At 61.4% G+C, this 17,912-nt stretch carries 13 protein-coding genes and 4 tRNA genes; 13 read left to right on the top strand and 4 right to left on the bottom strand.

Features of this window, described 5'->3' with window-relative positions; all coding sequences use genetic code 11:
- The first annotated feature begins 4 nt into the window (after positions 1-4).
- From BLP99_RS23320 to BLP99_RS23300, 5 genes are all read left to right on the top strand, one after another.
- On the top strand, positions 5-484 hold the full coding sequence (locus BLP99_RS23320) for a pilus assembly PilX family protein (protein ID WP_072398605.1): 480 nt from the start codon (positions 5-7) through the stop codon (positions 482-484).
- The gene (locus tag BLP99_RS23315; RefSeq protein WP_092181868.1) at positions 471-3,575 is read left to right on the top strand and encodes a pilus assembly protein; all 3,105 of its coding nucleotides are present in this window, start codon (positions 471-473) and stop codon (positions 3,573-3,575) included. The genes BLP99_RS23320 and BLP99_RS23315 overlap by 14 nt, the downstream gene beginning before the upstream one ends.
- A gap of 9 nt (positions 3,576-3,584) precedes the next feature.
- Positions 3,585-3,986, top strand: a complete 402-nt coding sequence (locus BLP99_RS23310; RefSeq protein WP_072398607.1) for a type IV pilin protein — start codon at positions 3,585-3,587, stop codon at positions 3,984-3,986.
- A 53-nt stretch (positions 3,987-4,039) separates the two neighbouring features.
- Entirely contained in the window at positions 4,040-5,140 is a 1,101-nt protein-coding gene (gene thiO / locus BLP99_RS23305) for a glycine oxidase ThiO (RefSeq protein ID WP_072431998.1), read from the top strand.
- A 770-nt stretch (positions 5,141-5,910) separates the two neighbouring features.
- The gene (locus BLP99_RS23300; protein ID WP_072398609.1) at positions 5,911-6,276 is read left to right on the top strand and encodes a DUF6124 family protein; all 366 of its coding nucleotides are present in this window, start codon (positions 5,911-5,913) and stop codon (positions 6,274-6,276) included.
- A gap of 200 nt (positions 6,277-6,476) precedes the next feature.
- On the opposite strand, the gene BLP99_RS23295 is transcribed toward BLP99_RS23300, so the two are convergent.
- The 4 genes from BLP99_RS23295 to BLP99_RS23280 form a co-directional block, all read right to left on the bottom strand.
- Positions 6,477-7,823, bottom strand: a complete 1,347-nt coding sequence (locus BLP99_RS23295; protein WP_092181865.1) for a sigma-54-dependent transcriptional regulator — start codon at positions 7,821-7,823, stop codon at positions 6,477-6,479.
- Positions 7,820-9,409: a sensor histidine kinase gene (locus BLP99_RS23290; protein ID WP_072431995.1), complete on the bottom strand. Its 1,590-nt coding sequence runs from the start codon at positions 9,407-9,409 to the stop codon at positions 7,820-7,822. The genes BLP99_RS23295 and BLP99_RS23290 overlap by 4 nt, the downstream gene beginning before the upstream one ends.
- On the bottom strand, positions 9,399-9,632 hold the full coding sequence (locus BLP99_RS23285) for a PP0621 family protein (protein WP_072431994.1): 234 nt from the start codon (positions 9,630-9,632) through the stop codon (positions 9,399-9,401). Before BLP99_RS23285 ends, BLP99_RS23290 begins: the two co-directional genes overlap by 11 nt.
- Before the next feature lie 126 nt (positions 9,633-9,758).
- The gene (locus BLP99_RS23280) at positions 9,759-10,775 is read right to left on the bottom strand and encodes an outer membrane protein assembly factor BamD (protein WP_072398613.1); all 1,017 of its coding nucleotides are present in this window, start codon (positions 10,773-10,775) and stop codon (positions 9,759-9,761) included.
- A 150-nt stretch (positions 10,776-10,925) separates the two neighbouring features.
- Between BLP99_RS23280 and rluD the strand changes: the two genes are divergently transcribed.
- The 8 genes from rluD (at position 10,926) to BLP99_RS26990 (ending at position 17,806) form a co-directional block, all read left to right on the top strand.
- Positions 10,926-11,888: a 23S rRNA pseudouridine(1911/1915/1917) synthase RluD gene (gene rluD / locus BLP99_RS23275; RefSeq protein WP_072398614.1), complete on the top strand. Its 963-nt coding sequence runs from the start codon at positions 10,926-10,928 to the stop codon at positions 11,886-11,888.
- Entirely contained in the window at positions 11,885-12,610 is a 726-nt protein-coding gene (gene pgeF, locus BLP99_RS23270; protein ID WP_072459677.1) for a peptidoglycan editing factor PgeF, read from the top strand. Before rluD ends, pgeF begins: the two co-directional genes overlap by 4 nt.
- Before the next feature lie 130 nt (positions 12,611-12,740).
- Positions 12,741-15,305 carry an ATP-dependent chaperone ClpB gene (gene clpB / locus BLP99_RS23265; RefSeq protein WP_072398616.1) on the top strand — a complete coding sequence of 855 codons (2,565 nt, stop codon included), beginning with the start codon at positions 12,741-12,743 and terminating at the stop codon, positions 15,303-15,305.
- Between the two features lie 308 nt (positions 15,306-15,613).
- Positions 15,614-15,689 (top strand) — tRNA-Asn (locus BLP99_RS23260).
- 7 nt (positions 15,690-15,696) lie between these two features.
- Positions 15,697-15,773, top strand: a tRNA-Pro gene (locus BLP99_RS23255).
- Positions 15,774-15,778: 5 nt separating this feature from the next.
- A tRNA-Lys gene (locus tag BLP99_RS23250) sits at positions 15,779-15,854 on the top strand.
- A 94-nt stretch (positions 15,855-15,948) separates the two neighbouring features.
- Positions 15,949-16,025, top strand: a tRNA-Pro gene (locus BLP99_RS23245).
- 155 nt (positions 16,026-16,180) lie between these two features.
- Positions 16,181-17,806 carry a methyl-accepting chemotaxis protein gene (locus BLP99_RS26990; RefSeq protein ID WP_072398617.1) on the top strand — a complete coding sequence of 542 codons (1,626 nt, stop codon included), beginning with the start codon at positions 16,181-16,183 and terminating at the stop codon, positions 17,804-17,806.
- Positions 17,807-17,912 lie beyond the last annotated feature (106 nt).

Here is a 17,912-nt window from a genome sequence, read left to right as displayed (position 1 = left end):
GAGAATGAATCCGAGATCCAATGGGCACCGTCAGCGTGGCATGGCCCTGCTGGTCAGTCTGGTTTTCCTGCTGCTGCTCACGCTGATCGGCTTGTCGTCGATGCAGAGCGCCACGCTTCAGGAAAAAATGACCAACAGCGTCATGCTGCGCAATCAGTCATTCCAGACGGCCGAGGCGGCGTTGAGGATGGGGGAGAGCGCGGTACAGGCCGAGACGTATTCGCTTGCGGTCTGTACCACTGCCACCCAATGCGCGCCTCCGGCCGAGTCGGCGACGCTCACGGCAGCCGGGCGCAACTCCTCGTCGGGAGTGACCTGGGTCGCCGCCGCTGGTGGGTTCTACGGTGTACAGAACATCGGCACCACCCTCACGGCGGTCAACGTACCGAGCAACACGTCGGCGACGCTGTACCGGATCACGGCGGTGGCCGTGGCGGGAAATAACCAGCGCAGCGTGGTGGAGAGCATCTATGCGAAATATTGAGGCGCTCCGGGGCTGGATGCAGTTGATAGGGGGGGCGCTGCTCAGCCTTTACCTGGCGGCGCCGGCCTATGCGTTCACGCCCTCGGAGTCGCCGCTGTTGAGTGCGGCTGCGGTTACGCCGAACGTGATGCTGCTGATCGACGATTCGGGAAGTATGAACAACATCATCTGGGCGTCGGGGTTCGATCCAACGGCGGCGCAACCGCGCACGTTTGCATGCAACTCCAGCAGCAGTTGCAATGACAGGTACGAGCTGGACCTGGACGATTCGAACATCCTGCTAGTGAGCCTGTTGCGCGGTGGCTGCTCCTCCGGTTGGTACGGCTTCTATCGTTCCACCATCGGCCGGGTCTGTCTCCGGCTCCCGGATCCGGTAGGCGGTGGCAATACCCGCTATACCGCCAGATACCTGGCCTATCTCGTGACCCTGGCCAACGGTTCGAGCCGGGACTTCACCACAGGCTCGATTCCCACCGACTATCGGATAAACGTGGCGCGCGACGTTTCCAATGATCTGGTCGCCGGCAACCGGGCCTTGCGCATCGGCCTTGCCACGTTCAATCCTCCCAACAGCGGCAACTCAGGTCCGGGCGGTTACATCGCCCGGGCCATCAGCGACCTTTCACCCGTCAGCGGCAGCGTCACCCAGACCCAGGCCAATGCCAACTACAGTGCCCTGGTCACCGCCATCAATGCCCTGGGAGCCGTCGCGAATACGCCGTTGGCCGAGAGTTATTACGAGGTCACCCGTTACTTCAGGGGCATGGCGCCGTATTACAACGGCACGCCCAGTACCTATACCAGCCCGATCCAGTACCGCTGCCAGAAAAACTTCGGCGTGGTGATCACCGACGGCTTGCCCACCTATGACCGGACGTTTCCCACCAACGATCCCCTGGGCGGCTCACGCTTGCCGAACTGGGATGGCATCGGCACCAACGATGGCGACAATCCCAGTGGCGACGCCGAGGGCGACACGCTCTACCTGGACGACATCGCCAAGTTCGCCTTCGATATCGACATGCGTGCCACCGGTACCGACGCCACCGGCAAGAGCTGGAACTCGACGGACTTTCCCCGGCAGTACCTCAACACCTATACCGTCGGTTTTGCCGTCAATAACCAGATGCTGTCCGACGCGGCCCGTTATGGCGCGGGCCGGTATTACCCGGCGTCCGATAGCGAGGGTCTGAACTCAGCCCTGTCATCGGCCCTGAGCGATATCACTTCAAAGGCCGGCTCGGGAGGGGGCGGCGCCGCCAACAGCGCCACGTTGTCCAGCACTTCCAGTTTCTACCAGACCACCTACGACCCCAAGGACTGGCGCGGCACCATCCGGGCGTTCGGCTTCACTTCGGCAGGTACCGTCAACACGGCAGCGGTGCAATGGACCACCGATACCGCCATCGTGCCCGGCGCCACCGCCCCGGTCTATCAGTCCTGGAACAGTGCGACCAACACGCCGGTGACCCTGGCCTATGGCAACTTCTCACCGGCCCAGCAGACCAGTCTCAGCCAGAACCTGCCCACGGGCATCACCGGCAACGACCTGGTGGAGTGGAGCAAGGGGGTCAACAAGACCGGCCTGAAGGTGCGCAGCGCGTTGCTGGGGGACATCATCAATTCGCCCCTGGTGCTGGCATCGCCCAATGACCAGACCGCCGCGGACCTGCTGAACGACACCAGCTACAGCAATTACCTGACAACCAAGGCGACGAACATGAACGCCAGCCTGGCGGTGAATGCCAACGACGGCTTCTTCAGTGTCATCAACAGCACCAACGGGACTCGGCGCTACGCCTATATGCCTTCGAGCGTATTGCCGTCCCTGCAATTGATCGCCAATACCGGCTACATCAATGGTGTCAGCCACAAATTCCTGGTGGACGGGCAGATCGGGGTATTCGATACGCAACTGGGCAGTGCCTGGAAGACCGTCGCCGTGGGAGGGACGGGGGCCGGGGGCAAGGCGTTCTTCGCCGTGCAACTGTTCGACGCGACGGCCGGCAACACGATCCGGGCGTTGTGGGAAATCAGCGCACCGGCCGTCGCCAATACGGCCAACGTCTTCAACGACCTGGGCTATGCCTACGCGCGCCCGGAGGTCGCCCGATTGGCGGATGGTCGCTGGGCCGCGTTCATCTCCAATGGCTACGGCAGCCATTCCGGCGTGGCCGCGCTGTATGTGGTGGATATTCGCGACGGCTCGTTGATCAGGAAGATCGTCATCAACAGCAGCGAGACCGATAACGGCCTGTCTTCGGTCAAGCTCCGGGTCAACTCCCAGAATGTGGTTCAGGCCGCCTACGGCGGCGACCTGAAAGGGCGCATGTGGAAGTTCGACCTCAGCGGCACCTCCCCGACCACCTGGGGCCTGGCGTTCGCCGGCCAGCCGTTGTTCACCGCACCGGGTGGCGCGACCCAGCCGATCACGGTTCAACCCTTGCTGGCGGACAACCCCCAAGGCGGCGTCCAGGTCTTTTTCGGTACCGGCAAGTTCAACGAGGCAGTGGACAAGCTCAACAAGGACCTGCAGGGCTTCTACTCGATCTGGGACGCTCCCGGAGGCACCGGGCAGGTCACCGTGTCGAACCTGCAGGCCCAATCGATCACCGGGGTTTTTTCAGGCAGCACAGGGGGGCAATTCGTGACCACCAGCCAGACCAACGTGGCTTACCCGGTGCGCAAGGGCTGGTACCTGCCCTTGGTGTACAACAATGCGTTGACGGGGGAGCGAGTGATCAATCCGGCCAACCTGGTACTCGGACGCGTTGTGTTCACCACCGCCGCAGTGGACACCACCGACCCCTGTGCCAGCTTCGGTACTGGCAAATTGATCGAAGTGGATGCTTTCAACGGTAAGATGCTCAACTATGCGGTGCTCGACACCAACGGTGACGGCATGCTCAACAGCCTCGACACGATTTCCGCCGGGGTGGTCTTCACCGGTGGTATCCCGACCTTGAGTGCCGTCGTCAGTGCCAACGGCGCCACCAACATGGTCGTGAACGACTCCGGCGGCGGTATCACCGACCTGCTGGGGAAAGCCGTTGGCGGCAGCCGCCGCATCATGTGGCGGCAAATACAATGAGGGATAGACATGCGCAGAGCCAACCGGGGTTTCACCTTGATCGAAATCATGATCGTGATCGCCATCATCGGTATCGTGATCACCGTCGGTTATCCGAGCCTGACCGAGTACATGAAAAAAGGCCGTCGCGCCGAAATCGCCGGCCTGCTGTCGGAACAGGCGCAGATCCTCGAACGCTACTATTCGAAGAACAATGTGTACACCAATGCCACCGGGCTGAGCAGTGGCAATGATTTCTACACCATCACCCAGACATTGGCGGACCAGAGCTTCACCCTGACCGCCGTACGCAAAAGCGGTTCGTCCATGGCCACGGACAAGTGCGGTGATTTCACGATCAACAACACGGGCGCCAGGGGCATGCTCAACGCCGCTGCCGGGTTGACCGCCAAGGATTGCTGGGGCCGCTGAGTTTTTTATCCGGGCGCTCTGCGGCGCTCCTGTCTTATGAGTCGAATCGGAACATGATCAGGCAACAACAAGTGGTGGTTGTCGGCGGCGGAGTCATTGGCCTGCTGACGGCGTTCAATCTGGCTTCGGAAGGCCAGCGCGTGGTCCTGCTGGACCGTTCCAGTGTCGGCCAGGAGTCGTCCTGGGCTGGTGGCGGTATCGTGTCGCCGCTGTACCCCTGGCGCTACAGCCCGGCGGTTACGGCGCTGGCGCATTGGTCGCAGGATTTTTATCCACAGCTGGGGCAACGCTTGTTCGCGACTACCGGAATCGACCCCCAGGTGCATGTCACTGGCCTGTATTGGCTGGACCTGGACGATCAGGACGAAGCGTTGGCCTGGGCCGGGCGGCAAGGACGTCCGTTGCGGGCTGTGGACATCTGCGCCGTCCATGATGCGGTTCCGGTACTGGGGGCGGGTTTCTCCCGGGCGATCCATATGGCTGACGTAGCCAATGTGCGCAATCCACGGCTGGTTAAATCCCTCAAGGCCGCCTTGCTGGCGTTGCCCAACGTCACCCTGCATGAACAGTGCGAAGTCAGCGGCTTCATTCGTGACGGCGGGCGTGTCGTCGGGGTGGACTGCTCGGCGGGGCAAGTGCGTGGCGACCAAGTGGTGCTGGCCGCCGGTGCCTGGAGCGGTGAGTTGTTGCAGACGCTGGGATTGAAGTTGCCCGTCGAGCCGGTCAAGGGCCAGATGATTCTGTACAAATGTGCATCGGACTTCCTGTCCAGCATGGTTCTGGCCAGGGGCCGTTATGCAATCCCACGTCGCGACGGGCATATCCTGGTGGGCAGTACGCTGGAGCATGCAGGTTTCGACAAGACTCCCACCGATGTCGCGTTGCAGAGCCTCAAGGCTTCGGCAGAGCAATTGATTCCGGGGCTGGCAGATGCCGAAGTGGTCGGCCACTGGGCCGGGCTGCGGCCTGGGTCGCCGGAGGGGATTCCCTATATCGGTGAAGTCCCGGGGGTTGCCGGCTTGTGGTTGAACTGTGGGCATTACCGCAACGGGTTGGTATTGGCGCCAGCATCGTGTCAGTTGCTGGCGGATGTGATGCTGGGGCGTGAGCCGGTGATTGATCCTGCGCCGTATGCGCCGGCGGGGCGGATGTAGGGGCTTGCGGTTGTACTCCGATCCAATGTGGCAGCGAGCCTGTTCGCGATGGCGTCCTTGCAGTTGGTCAGTTTTTTGACCGAGTACATATCCATTGCTGCGGTAACGGCCACCTATGGTTTCGCCCTTACGGCGACCTACTTTCTTTCAAACGCCAAAGAAAGTAGGCAAAGAACGCTCCGCCCCAGCGTACGGCCCCTCGCCAAGGCTCGGGGTTCCTTCGCTCCGGCATTCATCAGGGGGGCATCGGCTCCGGTCCGCTGCGCTTGACCTCCACTCGATGGGTTCGACTGCGTCGAACGGCGCTGCGCGCCATCCCCCTGATGAACGCCTGCGCTCAGCCTGCCGAAGGGGCGGAAGATCAAAAGCCGCGGCGCCGCTTATAGCTCGACACGGCTCTCGAAAGCGTACACAGACCCATTGTGGGAGCGAGCCCTGCTCGCGATGGCGGTGGATCAGTCGATGCAAATGCTGAATGACAGACCGCTATCGTCGGATCGCCGCCCGGAGCAGGCTCGCTCCCACGAGGATTGACGTTGGCTGAGAAATAACCGGCCGCCGCAGAGTTGTTGTGAACCAGCTGACAGCTGTTCGAGATTTGTGGGAATGGTCGGACAACGTCCAAGCTGAAGCTGATTTTTCCGACGAGCTTTGGCGGTTGCCGGGTGGGAAGGCTTATCGCTAACCTTTTTCGGTCGCTGCCAATTCAGCGTCCGGGCGTCGCGGTCTGTCTAAAACTTGGTAATCCATTTTCTTGTTGGAGTACCGCAATGAGTGACAAATCTCAATCACGTTCAGAAACCAACAACGCTTCTCCCTGTTCCAGCCTTAATCCAGAAAAGCTCGATGAAGCCGCCAAGCGCGCCCTCGACTATTACCTGACCCCTGCACCTGAAGTCAAAAAGAAGCCAGCCTCAAACCAATTGTTCACCGTCGTGGAGGGCGTAGACGCCGAATGTCTCCTCGCCAACCTGAGCGAAACCCTGGCATCCGCCAACGCAACGCTAAGCGACCTGGCTTTCGAGCTTGATGGTTCGCGCCGGCATGTTGCCCTGGGTGTGCAGCAACTGATCGAGCTGAGCGAATTGCTGGCTAATCGAGTGTTGGATGAGCGGGTGCCGGTGGCAGTGGATTAGAGGAGATGTTGCAGCTCAGTGGAGCTGCAAGGCAACACAAGATCTGTGGCGAGGGGATTCATCCCCGCTGGGTTGCGAAGCAGCCCTAAATCCTTACACCTCGGTGTGTCAGGCAGATGGTGTTGACTGTCTTGGGGCCGCTTCGCAGGCCAGCGGGGATGAATCCCCTCGCCACAGGGGGCAGCATGGCTCTTGGTTGATCAATCCAACCCCAACTTCTTCAACCGGTACCGCATCGACCGAAACGACAACTTCAACCGCTGCGCCGCCGCCGTGCGATTCCAGCGGGTTTCCTCCAGGGCCTGGAGGATGACTTTGCGTTCGACGTCCTCCAGATAGTCTTCCAGGTTGTCGACCCGCATCAGATCGGGGTTGGTGGTGTCGGTGATTCCATTGCCTTCGGCCAGGCGTAGGTCGCCGGCTTCGATCTGTTGGTGCTCGCAGAGCGTATAGGCCCGTTCGAGCATGTTTTCCAGCTCTCGCACGTTACCGGGGAAGCGGTAGTTTCGAAGGGCCTCGAGGGCTTGGGGATGGAGCCTGGCGGCTGGGTTGCCGGTGGTGGCAGCCAGGCGCTGGAGCATGTGGTTGGCCAGCGGTTCGATGTCTTCGCGGCGTTCGCGTAGGGGCGGGACGCGCAGTTCGATGACGTTCAGTCGATAGTACAGGTCCTGGCGAAAGCGTCCGGCGGCGACTTCGGCGTCCAGGTCCTTATGGGTGGCGCAGAGGATGCGGACATCCACCACTTCCTCCTGCTGTCCGCCAACGGCGCGCACGGCTTTTTCCTGGATCGCCCGCAGCAGTTTGACCTGCATCGCCAGAGGCAGGTCGGCCACTTCATCGAGAAACAGGGTGCCACCATTGGCGGCTTGGAACAGGCCGGGCTTGTCCTCGATGGCGCCGCTGAAGCTGCCTTTTCGATGGCCGAAAAACTCGCTTTCCATCAGTTCTGTCGGAATGGCCCCACAGTTGACTGGCACGAAAGCCTGGCTGGAGCGTGGCCCTTGCTCATGGATCAGGCGCGCCACCAGTTCCTTGCCGCAACCCGATTCCCCGCTGATGTAGACCGGTGCCTGGCTGCGGGCGAGTTTCTCGATCTGTTTGCGCACATTGCGCATTGGCGGAGAGTCCCCCAGCAGGCAGCGTTCGATGGTGGCGGTCGGGGCGGCGACTGTCGGCAGGCGCAGGGCGCTGGCGACCAGTTCCCGCAGCCGGCCCAGGTCCACCGGCTTGGTAAGAAAATCAAAAGCCCCTGCCTTCAAGGCGTCGATGGCTATTTCCAGGCTGCCATAGGCGGTGATCATCGCCACTGGCAATTGGGGATAGCGCTGCTGGATGTGCTGTACCAGCTCCAGGCCCGTGCCGTCGGGCAGGCGCATGTCGGTCAGGCACAAGTCGAAGGCATCGCTCGCCAGCAGGGCACGGGCCTCGGCAAGGTCCCTGGCGCTGCGGGTGTCGAGTTTCATCCGTCCCAGGGTGATGTCCAGGAGTTCGCGGATGTCCGGCTCGTCATCGATGATCAGGATTCGTTGCCGTGAGCGTGTATTCAAATCTGTTTCCGTCCATGAGCAAAAGTGATGCGAAAGCAGCCGCCGCCTTGGCGTGGTTTGAAGTCTAGGCGGGCCTGGTTGCTTTCGCACAGCTCACGGGACAGGTAGAGCCCAAGGCCGGTGCCCTGGCTGCTGGTGGTAAAGAAGGGTTCGAACAGGTGCGCCTGCTGGTCCGGCGTCACGCCGGCGCCGTTATCGATGATGTCCAGGGTGGGCAGGTGGCTGTGAGGGTCGATGAACAGATTCAGCCAGGCCTCGGCCTGTTCATGAAGCTGCGCGCTGTGGCGCCAGGCGTTGCGCAGCAGATTGTCGACCACTTGGGTCAGCTGATCCGGATCCATGAGCGTGGTGTAGTCGCCCGGCTCTATGCTCAGGTGCAATTGCTGGTATGCGGCCGCGCTTTGGCGCGCCTGCTGGACAAACTGGTCGAGCCAGGCGCGAAGATCCAGCCGTTGGGGCGTGGTCTGCTGGCGGCGGGAAAGCTGCAGGACGTTTTCGATGACGCGGTTCATTCGCTGGGAGTGATCTTGAATAATCTGCGTCAGACGCCGGTCTGCGTCGTTCAGTTCCTCGGATTCGCGCAGCAATTGCGCCGCGTGGCTGATGGCCCCCAGGGGATTGCGGATCTCATGGGCAATACCGGCGGTGAGGCGCCCGAGGGAGGCGAGTTTCAGTTGCTGGGCCTGCTGGGCCACCTGGGCCAGGTCTTCGAGGAATACCAGAATCTGATGCTGTTCGTTGTGCCCCAGGGCGATGAAGCTCGGTTGCAGGGTCAGGCCCGTGCCGGCGATGGTCAGGCTTGGCGGACGCAGGCTGGGGTTGTTCTGCCACAGCAGCAGACGCTCGACCAGGGCCGTGGAGTAGTCGTCGATGGGCTGGCCGATCAGGTCGTGCATGCCCAGCAGGTTCAGCGCGCTTTCGTTGGCCAATTGCACCCGCCGCTCACGGTCCAGGACCAGGATGCCGGTGCGCATGCGTTGCAGGATCAGCGCGTTGAGCGCTTCGAGGCCGATGACTTCACTGGCGCGCTGCTCGGCCAGGGTTTCACTGGCTTCCAGGCGCCGGGTCAGGCCCTGCACCAACAGTGCTGCGGCAAAGCACAGCGCTCCCAGGGTGCCGGCCTGTAGATAACTGCTGGGACGGTTCGAATCGCTCAGGCCGAGAAAAAACGTCGAACTGACGATGCCGAGGGTGGCGACGGCCGCGATCAACAGGCCGATGCGGCCTCGCAGCAGCGTATTGCCGATGGCCACGGAAACGATGAGCAGGTTGCCGACGGCGCTGGGGGCGCCGCCTGCGGCGAAGAACAGCCATGAAAGCAGCAAGACGTCGGTCAGTGCCAGGCCGAACAGCCGGGCAGGGCGCCGAGTGTTTTCAAGAAACACCACCAGCAGGATGTTCAGGACCAGATACAACCAGCTGCCGCTGCGCAGCAGGTCGTCGCTGGCGAACTCCAGCAGGCGGTTATCCATGTTGCTGGTAATCAGTAGCACCAGCGTGATGCCGATGCTCAATCGGTACAGGTGATACAGGCGCAGCAGGCGTTGCGTCTGCTTGACGCGAGGGCTCGCTGTCTCAGTGGTCACGAGGACCTGGGCCTTGCTCGAGATGAGCCTGGCTGCAATACCACTGTTGTTCGAGGGCCAGCGCCCGGTCCCGGGGCAGGTGTACGCCGCAATGGGCGCAACGAACCATGGGGGAAGGGTCCCGATCCTGGGTGGAACGCGACGAGCGGGAGCCGGACTTCATCCCGCGAAAGATCCATATGGCGGCGGCGACAACGGCGAACAAGATCAATAAACGAAGCATGATGGGGAGCTTTCTGGCAAGTGATCCGGCAGTTTAGCCAAAGGACTGGAGCGGCGCACAGCGCAATAAAGTCCAGGCACAAAAAAAGGAGACCCGAGGGTCTCCTTTTTTGCCGGCGCGTTAGCGTCAGTCGAACAGACCGAAGGTCATGTAGCTGAACCAGGATCGGTCGCTGGACTCGCTTTCGGGCTCTTCTTCCTCGATCACGTCGCCATTTTCGTCCTTGGGCTTGAGCTCGTTCGGGATGGCTTCCTTGGCGTCCTGGAACTGGCGCTGTACGTCCTGGTTGGCGCGGGTTTCGCCCGGCGGCAGGGGCGGACGGGACTCGATCAGGCCCAGTGTCGCCTTGCTCAGCCACGAGCGGTTGTCGGCTTCGTCGACCCGCGGGGTGAACTGGCCGTCGACCAGGGAGGGGTGATCCGGATAGTTGAGCTTGAGGGTTTCCAGGCTGGTGGCTGCCAGTTCGTCCAGGTGCAGGCGCTGGTAGGCTTCGGTCATCACCGCCAGGCCGTCGCCTACCGAGGGGGTTTCCTGGAAGTTTTCCACCACGTAGCGGCCACGGTTGGCGGCGGCGACGTAGGCCTGGCGGGTCAGGTAGTAATCCGCCACATGGATTTCGTAGGCGGCCAGCAGGTTGCGCAGGTAGATCATGCGCTGCTTGGCATCGGGCGAATAACGGCTGTTGGGGAAGCGGCTGGTCAGCTGGGCGAACTCATTGTAGGAGTCGCGCGCGGCGCCCGGGTCACGCTTGGTCATGTCCAGCGGCAGGAAGCGCGCCAGCAGGCCAACGTCCTGGTCGAAGGAAGTCAGGCCCTTGAGGTAGTAGGCGTAGTCGACGTTCGGGTGCTGCGGGTGCAGACGAATGAAACGCTCGGCGGCGGATTTCGCAGCTTCGGGCTCGGCGTTCTTGTAGTTGGCGTAGATCAGCTCCAGCTGGGCCTGGTCGGCGTAGCGGCCGAACGGATACCGCGATTCCAGCGCCTTGAGCTTGGCGGTGGCGCTGGTGTAGCTGTTGTTGTCCAGGTCGTTCTGTGCCTGTTGGTACAGTTCGACTTCGCTCAGGTTTTCGTCTACGACTTCCTTCGATGAGCAAGCGGCGGTCAATGCGAGGATGGCGATCAGCAGCAGGTGTTTCACTTGCATGGCGGCTTGCGTCCCTATGACGGCCGCTGTCTTGGGCGGGGCCGTCCTGTTATGATGAGCGCCCCGTTGAAAGCCTCGGGGCAAAAGACGCCGTATTTAACCACAAGCGCGCAGCCGAAACCAAAGGCTGTGCCGACGCCCAGTCCGAGCATGTCCGATAAAATAGAACTTCGCGCAGAGGTGCCGTCCGAAATGGGCGGTCAACGCCTCGATCAAGTCGCCGCCCAACTCTTCGCCGAGCATTCGCGCTCGCGCCTTTCCGCCTGGATCAAGGACGGCCGCCTGACGGTGGACGGCGCGGTGATCCGCCCGCGCGACATCGTCCATGGTGGCGCCATCCTCGAGCTGACGGCCGAACAGGAAGCCCAGGGAGAATGGGTCGCCCAGGACATCGCCCTGGACATCGTCTACGAAGACGATGACATCCTGGTGATCAACAAGCCTGCGGGCCTGGTGGTACATCCGGCGGCCGGCCACGCCGATGGCACCCTGCTCAACGCCTTGCTGCACCACGTGCCGGATATCATCAACGTACCTCGCGCCGGCATCGTGCACCGTCTCGACAAGGACACCACCGGCCTGATGGTGGTGGCCAAGACCATCCAGGCACAGACACAGCTTGTTGCACAATTGCAAAGCCGCAGCGTCAGCCGTATCTATGAATGCATCGTGATCGGCGTGGTCACTGCCGGTGGCAAGATCAATGCGCCCATCGGTCGTCACGGCCAGCAGCGCCAGCGCATGGCGGTGATGGAAGGTGGCAAGCCCGCAGTCAGCCATTATCGCGTGCTGGAACGCTTCCGCTCCCACACCCATGTACGGGTCAAGCTGGAAACCGGCCGCACCCACCAGATCCGCGTGCATATGGCCCACATCAACTTCCCGTTGGTGGGTGACCCGGCCTATGGCGGTCGTTTCCGCATTCCCCCAGCCGCCAGCATGACGATGGTCGAGTCTTTGAAGAACTTCCCGCGCCAGGCGTTGCACGCGCGTTTCCTGGAGCTGGATCATCCGACCACCGGCAAGCGCATGAGCTGGGAGTCGCCGTTGCCGGATGACTTCGTCTGGCTGCTGACCTTGCTCAAGCAGGACCGCGAGGCGTTCGTCGGATGACCGACTGGCTGATACCCGACTGGCCTGCACCGGCCGGGGTAAAGGCCTGTGTGACCACCCGAGCGGGCGGGGTCAGCCTGGCGCCGTTCGACAGCCTCAACCTGGGCGATCATGTCGGCGACGATCCCGGGGCCGTTGCCGAAAACCGTCGTCGCCTGACCCAACGCTTCGCCATCGAGCCGGCCTGGTTGCAACAGGTCCATGGCATTGCCGTGGTCGAGGCCGACCCGGCCCAGGTGGCGACCGCCGACGCCAGTTGGACCGCTACGCCGGGTATCGCCTGCGCAGCGATGACTGCGGACTGCCTGCCGGTGCTGTTCTGCGACCGCGCCGGTAGCCGCGTCGCGGCGGCCCATGCCGGTTGGCGCGGGTTGGCGAGCGGCGTGCTGGAAGCCACCCTCGACCGCTTCCAGGAGCCATCCGAGGAAATACTCGCCTGGCTCGGCCCGGCCATCGGCCCACTAGCCTTCGAAGTCGGGCCGGAAGTGCGCGAAGCCTTCGTCGCGCAACTGCCCCAGGCGACGCAGGCTTTCGTGCCCAGCCATAACGCCGGCAAGTTCCTGGCCGACATTTATGAACTGGCGCGCCTGCGCCTGGCGGCGCGCGGTGTCACGGCGGTCTACGGTGGCGGCCTGTGCACCGTGGGCGATCCACGCTTCTTCTCCTACCGCCGAAATCCGCGCACCGGTCGTTTCGCCTCCCTGGTCTGGCTCGAACGCTAGAATTCTCTGATCTGCATCAACAGCGCACTGCTTGAATCTTCCAGAATCGTCCACATCTATAACGGTATCTGGCAGGTTTCTTCATTCAGGATGTTTTTCGGTCCGGCCTGCTCAAAAGGAAGGTGACCTTATGCGTATTGACCGTTTAACCAGCAAATTACAACTGGCCCTGTCCGATGCCCAATCGTTGGCTGTCGGCATGGACCATCCGGGTATCGAGCCGGCGCACCTGATGCAGGCCATGCTTGAGCAGCAGGGCGGATCCATCAAGCCGCTGTTGATGCAAGTAGGCTTCGACGTCAACAGCCTGCGCAAAGAGCTGGCCAAGGAACTCGACCATCTACCCAAGATCCAGAACCCGACCGGGGACGTGAACATGTCCCAGGACCTGGCACGGCTGCTCAACCAGGCCGACCGCCTGGCGCAGCAGAAGGGTGACCAGTTCATTTCCAGTGAACTGGTGCTGCTCGCGGCCATGGACGAGAACAGCAAGCTGGGTAAATTGTTGCTTGGCCAGGGCGTGAGCAAGAAAGCCCTGGAGAATGCCATCAACAACCTGCGTGGCGGCGAAGCGGTGAACGACGCCAACCACGAGGAATCCCGCCAGGCTCTGGACAAGTACACCGTTGACCTGACCAAGCGTGCCGAGGAAGGAAAGCTCGATCCGGTGATCGGTCGCGACGATGAAATTCGACGCACGATCCAGGTGCTGCAGCGCCGCACCAAGAACAATCCGGTGCTGATCGGTGAGCCAGGCGTGGGCAAGACCGCCATCGCCGAGGGCCTGGCCCAGCGCATCATCAACGGTGAAGTGCCCGATGGCCTCCGGGGCAAGCGATTGCTGTCCCTGGACATGGGGGCGTTGATCGCCGGGGCCAAGTACCGGGGCGAGTTCGAGGAGCGGCTCAAGGCTCTGCTCAACGAATTGTCCAAGCAGGAAGGGCAGATCATCCTGTTCATCGACGAATTGCACACCATGGTCGGTGCGGGCAAGGGCGAGGGCTCCATGGATGCCGGCAACATGCTCAAGCCTGCGCTGGCCCGTGGCGAGTTGCACTGCGTCGGTGCGACCACGCTCAACGAGTACCGCCAATATATAGAGAAGGATGCGGCGCTTGAGCGGCGCTTCCAGAAAGTACTGGTGGACGAGCCGAGCGAAGAAGACACCATCGCCATCCTGCGTGGCCTGAAAGAGCGCTATGAGGTCCACCACAAGGTGGCGATTACCGATGGTGCGATCATCGCGGCGGCCAAACTCAGCCACCGCTATATCACCGACCGGCAATTGCCCGACAAGGCCATCGACCTCATCGACGAGGCCGCCAGCCGTATCCGCATGGAGATCGACTCCAAGCCTGAGGTACTGGATCGTCTGGAGCGACGCCTGATCCAGCTCAAGGTCGAATCCCAGGCCCTGAAGAAGGAAAGCGACGAAGCGGCGAAGAAGCGCCTGGAAAAGCTGCAGGAAGAAATCGTGCGTCACGAGCGCGAGTATTCCGATCTGGAGGAAATCTGGAACTCGGAAAAAGCCGAGGTCCAGGGTTCCGCGCAGATCCAGCAGAAGATCGAACAATCGCGCCAGGAGCTGGAAGCAGCCCGTCGTAAAGGCGACCTCAACCGCATGGCCGAGCTGCAATACGGGGTGATCCCGGATCTGGAGCGCAGCCTGCAGATGGTCGACCAGCACGGCAAGAGTGAGAACCAGTTGTTGCGCAGCAAGGTCACCGAGGAAGAGATTGCCGAAGTGGTTTCCAAGTGGACCGGCATCCCCGTGTCGAAAATGCTCGAAGGCGAGCGCGACAAACTGCTGAAGATGGAAAGCCTGCTGCACCAGCGCGTGATTGGTCAGGAAGAGGCCGTGGTGGCGGTGTCCAACGCGGTGCGCCGGTCTCGTGCGGGGCTTTCGGACCCCAATCGTCCCAGTGGTTCGTTCATGTTCCTCGGCCCGACCGGTGTCGGTAAGACCGAGTTGTGCAAGGCGCTGGCCGAGTTTCTCTTCGATACCGAAGAGGCGATGGTGCGCATCGACATGTCCGAGTTCATGGAGAAACATTCCGTGGCGCGACTGATCGGCGCGCCGCCGGGCTATGTGGGTTACGAGGAGGGTGGCTACCTGACCGAGGCCGTGCGGCGTAAGCCGTACTCGGTGATCCTGCTCGATGAAGTCGAGAAGGCTCACCCGGATGTCTTCAACATCCTGCTGCAGGTACTGGAAGATGGCCGCCTGACCGACAGCCACGGGCGCACGGTGGATTTCCGCAATACCGTGATCGTGATGACCTCCAACCTGGGGTCGACGCAGATCCAGGAGCTGGTGGGCGACCGCGAGGCCCAGCGCGCCGCGGTGATGGACGCGATCTCCACGCACTTCCGGCCGGAGTTCATCAACCGTGTCGACGAAGTGGTGATCTTCGAGCCATTGGCCCGCGACCAGATCGCCGGTATCACCGAGATCCAGCTGGGCCGGCTGCGCAGCCGCCTCACCGAGCGCGAACTGAAGCTGCAACTGAGCGACGAGGCCTTGGACAAGCTGATCGCCGTGGGCTACGACCCGGTCTATGGCGCACGCCCACTCAAGCGTGCGATCCAGCGCTGGATCGAAAACCCGCTGGCGCAGTTGATTCTCTCCGGTCGGTTCATGCCCGGCGAAACCGTCACCGGCACGGTGGAAAACGACGAAATCGTCTTCAACTGAAAGCCAGCAAGTCCCTGTGATCGAATGGCCTCGCATTGCGAGGCCATTTTTTTCATCAGGCCGTTGAACTCAAAGGAAAAGGCTTGTAAAGTGCGCCCCGCAGTCAGTCACCCACGGGTTACTTCTCCCTGAGAAGCAATCCAAAATAAGTTGCAAATCATTGTCTTGAAAGCAATTTAGGGGGTTGACAGCGGTTTTGAAGATTGTAGAATAGCGCGCCTCAGACACACGAACGCAGAGATGCAGACGAGTAGAAGAGGTTGAAGCTGGATACAATCGGTTTCAATGCAGTAACTTGAAATATCAGTTCCGTGATAGCTCAGTCGGTAGAGCAAATGACTGTTAATCATTGGGTCCCAGGTTCGAGTCCTGGTCACGGAGCCATTTCAATCGGGGTATAGCGCAGTCCGGTAGCGCGCCTGCTTTGGGAGCAGGATGTCAGGAGTTCGAATCCCCTTACCCCGACCATTTTTGGGTCGTTAGCTCAGTTGGTAGAGCAGTTGGCTTTTAACCAATTGGTCGTAGGTTCGAATCCCACACGACCCACCATTTTTGAAACCAGTTCGCTGGAATCGAATCTTAAGATCAGAGGCCAAAAGCGCTGATCGAGGAAGGCGACTTGCGAAGGTCGCCTTTTTTTTACCGGGGTATAGCGCAGTCCGGTAGCGCGCCTGCTTTGGGAGCAGGATGTCAGGAGTTCGAATCCCCTTACCCCGACCATATTGAAAATCCTCGTATCGAAAGATACGGGGATTTTTTTCGCATGCGGGAAAGTAAATCACTTCAAGTCATCATACAACTTGCCGATAACCCGCCGACGGGGCCATGGGATGATCGCCCCCTTTTCAGGCCGATAACAAAAAAAGGCAACCGCTATGTTTCTTCGCCAATTGAATATCGCCCCTCGTGCGGCGCTGGGTTTTGCCCTGATCGCTGTGCTGGTGGCATTGCTCGGAGTGTTTGCGCTGGGGCAGATGTCGAGCATCCGCGACAGTGAGGTCGCGGTGGAAACCCAATGGTTGCCCAGTATTCGCGGCGGTGACGAGATCCGCGAACTGATGTTGCGCATCCGCACCATTTCCCTGCGCATGGCCCTGGACGAGGATCCGAAGAACATTGCGGTGTACCGGGGACAGATGGACACCCGTGACAAGGAACTGAGCGAAAAAATCGCCAGTTACGACAGGCTGGTCGTCACGCCTGAAGGCAAGGCCCTCTATGAGCAATTCAAGCAGACCTTCGCCGCCTATCGCTCGGGGATCGCTCAATCGTTCACCCTGGCGGAACAGGGGCGGCGCGATGAACTGATCAAGCTGTTGCTGGTGGACATGAAAACTGTCGTGGACGGCTCGGGCAAGCAACTCAACGACCTGGCGGAGCTGTTTTCCAAGCAGGTCTCCATCGAAAGCCAGAAATCCCAGGAGCACTACGCCAATTCCCGGATGATCGTCAGCCTGTTCATCGTGCTGGCGGCATTGGCTACGGTCGCCTTGGCCATGCTGCTTACCCGCAGCATCGTCAAACCCCTTGGCGAGGCATTGAGCGCCGCACAGAGCGTGGCTCGTGGCGACCTCACCCGTCCCATCGAAACCCATGGCAACGACGAGGTGAGTCGCCTGCTGGAAGCATTGGCGACCATGCAGCGGAACCTGCGCGAGACATTGCAGGGTATCAGCGGTTCGGCCACGCAGCTGGCGACCGCCGCCGACGAGCTGAATGCGGTAACCCTCGACAGCACCCACAGCCTGCAACAGCAGAACGACGAAATCGAACAGGCCGCCACCGCTGTCACCGAGATGACCACGGCGGTGGAGGAAGTAGCACGTAATGCTGTCTCCACCTCAGATGCCACCCGCCAGTCCAGTGAGTCGGCGGTGCTCGGGCAGGAGCGGGTCAGCGATACCGTGGACGCCATTGGCGCGCTTGCCAGCGATGTGCAGATCACCGGCGGCCTGGTGCAATCCCTGGCGAATCAGTCACAAGACATCGGCAAGGTCCTGGACGTGATCCGGGCCATTGCCGAGCAGACCAACCTGCTGGCCCTCAACGCCGCTATCGAAGCGGCGAGAGCGGGGGAAAGCGGGCGCGGATTTGCCGTAGTGGCCGATGAAGTGCGGGCACTGGCCTATCGTACCCAGCAATCGACCCTGGAAATCGAACAAATGGTCCAGGGCATGCGCAACGGCGCCGCCCAGGCACTGGACTCCATGCAGACCAGCTCCAGTCGCGCGGCCAGTACCCTGGCATTGGCGGAGCGGGCGGGGGAAGCGCTGCAGACCATCACGAGTTCGGTGAACGAGATCCACGAACGTAACCTGGTGATTGCCAGTGCCGCAGAGGAACAGGCGCAGGTGGCCCGTGAGGTGGATCGCAACCTGGTGAACATCCGGGATTTGTCCGCTCGGTCGGCGAGCGGAGCGGACCAGACCAGCGCCTCCAGCCATGAGTTGTCGCAACTGGCCAATTCGTTGCGCACGATGGTTCAGCGGTTCCAGGTGTGATGCAGGGACAGTGTCGCCTGTGTTGCCGTCATCGAGAGCAGGGCTCGTTTGCACAGGGACCGTATCCACTTGAGGACACTTGGCCACTGTGAAGACGAGCCTGCTT

The sequence above is a fragment of the Pseudomonas sp. NFACC32-1 genome (genome assembly GCF_900101215.1).
Taxonomy (GTDB): Bacteria; Pseudomonadota; Gammaproteobacteria; order Pseudomonadales; family Pseudomonadaceae; genus Aquipseudomonas.
Note: the sequence above shows the minus strand (reverse complement) of the source record. Positions and strands in the feature narration are given on the sequence as shown.